Source organism: Hydrogenobaculum acidophilum (assembly GCF_054656715.1).
This window is the reverse complement of sequence record NZ_BAAHXP010000082.1, coordinates 1-224: the sequence shown is the minus strand read 5'-3', so window position 1 is coordinate 224 and position 224 is coordinate 1. Positions and strand designations below refer to the sequence as shown.

Genomic DNA, 224 nt, shown 5'->3' with positions numbered 1-224 from the left:
AAAGAAGCTTTTTCTGGCAACAAAGAGCTATTTAAAGGTCTATATCTATACGACAATTGGGATTGGAATAAAAAGTATCCTATTGTAAAGTTTGATTTAAGTCAGGCTTATCCTGATACAGAGGAAAAGCTTGAATATTCTCTGACATCTTTCTTAGAAGATGAGGCTAAAAAACACTCTATAGTGCTTGAGAAAAAGTATTTAGGTTTAAAATTCCAAGAACT

1 protein-coding gene is annotated in these 224 nt (G+C 31.7%); it reads left to right on the top strand.

Annotated features, from left to right (window positions below):
* A partial coding sequence (locus ACYQZV_RS09215; protein ID WP_459895370.1) for an AAA family ATPase occupies positions 1–224 on the top strand: 224 nt, incomplete at both ends.